General features: G+C 47.0%; 2 protein-coding genes. Both read right to left on the bottom strand.

The window, feature by feature from the left end; genetic code table 11:
* Window positions 1-28: 28 nt before the first annotated feature.
* Window positions 29-1048 (bottom strand): hypothetical protein, encoded by a 1020-nt coding sequence (locus tag EXE44_RS16815; protein WP_137706828.1) that lies wholly within the window; start codon window positions 1046-1048, stop codon window positions 29-31.
* A 52-nt stretch (window positions 1049-1100) separates the two neighbouring features.
* Window positions 1101-1399, bottom strand: a 299-nt coding sequence (locus EXE44_RS20375) for a hypothetical protein (protein WP_158293487.1), incomplete at its 5' end; no start/stop codon positions are given.

Below are 1399 nucleotides of genomic sequence, written 5' to 3'. Positions count from 1 at the left end.
GGGATATATGGGTCTTTTTACCTCACCATCATATTCCGACGTTCCACTCAGACGGTGGCTCATCACGCAAGTTCGCAAAGCGGCTCAGAAGTGTATCGGGTATCGTATCGATCCTTACCCCCTGATCTTTACACTCTTCGTAGATACCTTCGAAGAACTCGAAAGGAGGATACTTGTCCACAGGATCGAGAGACTCCCAGTGCTCATACAGCTTGACTAGTTCTCTGACGAATTTTATGGCGAGGGCTATGCGAAGAGTATCGTTCGTGGTTTCACTGATTGCCCCCTTCGACGCCTTAACATGTATCTTCGTTTTCTCTATTTTAGCGGCTATTTGTGTGTCGTCCATCGTGAAGAAACCCTCAAGCATCGAGACGCTCTTTTGCCGTAGAATTCCGATAAGGAGAGGGGTTGACTGTCCTAAGTTCTGCGAGTCGCTAACGATGTTACTGCGACCAAAGTAATCCTCACGACCTTTCGCTTCAGAGTCGGTCAGCTTCCGGATGCCAAGACTCGAAGTAGGGTCATCATCGGTGCGATATTTGTAGAAGAGCCACAGCAGAAAGTCCGCATCAAATTGGATCTCCCGAAGTAGAACTCCAGTAGAGAGGACTCGCTGTAACCGTTCCTTCGCCGACTCCATTTCACCCTTTTGACCCCGCAACGCAATGAACTCCGGATGTACCCAGTAAGCGTCTACGTCGTTGATAGTCGGTATTTGTACTATTTGACGTTCGCCGTTGACTTCGGCTTCTTTTTCAATGAAGGTTTCATACTGGTAGCGGATCCCGAGTAAGTCATCGGCGAGTGCTTCCAATTCCTCGTCAACATCTTCGTCATCGCGTATGTAATCCCGAATACTCAGTAATTCGAACCCATCTCCCGGGTGGCTAACTGATCCGGGCTCAAACTCGTCTAGATCATCGTCAATCTCGGACTCGACAGTAGTCACCGAATCGTCTGAATAGATGTTAGAATTGTCTTCGAACTCCAGAACGGAATTGAATATCAGATAGCCGCTATAGCTAAATTCGTTTTCCTCTGGCATGGATTATTATTCGAAGTGATGTGTCTGTATGGTATAAATTTTATCCATCATATTATTTGTTCAGATGGATGATCTCGTCAATAACATACTCCGCGAAGTCTGTTGATTCGTAATTACTCGGCTGGTATACGTCGATGTATCCACTTTCAGTTAGACTCACCTTCACCTTCTCTTCTCCCCTCCGGTGATTTACACCTACTTGGTTCTTGTTCGAGGTCTTTAGCGTGTTCCCAATGTGGGCGTCACTAAGTACATTTTCACCGTATACTACGCCCTTTTCCGCTTCACTACCAACCCCATAGAACCCGACCTGCCAAGGTGTACTCTCACTGTGTTCCGACAGGAACTCAG

The sequence above is a fragment of the Halorubrum sp. SS7 genome (genome assembly GCF_005435055.1).
In the GTDB taxonomy this organism is placed as follows: Archaea; Halobacteriota; Halobacteria; order Halobacteriales; family Haloferacaceae; genus Halorubrum; species Halorubrum salinarum.
This window is presented reverse-complemented; position numbering and strand designations above follow the sequence as displayed.

Bases quoted from the DNA above. Each gene is read 5' to 3' on its own strand.
- EXE44_RS16815 (WP_137706828.1), bottom strand. From the start codon at position 1,048: ATGCCAGAGGAAAACGAATTTAGCTATAGCGGCTATCTGATATTCAAT.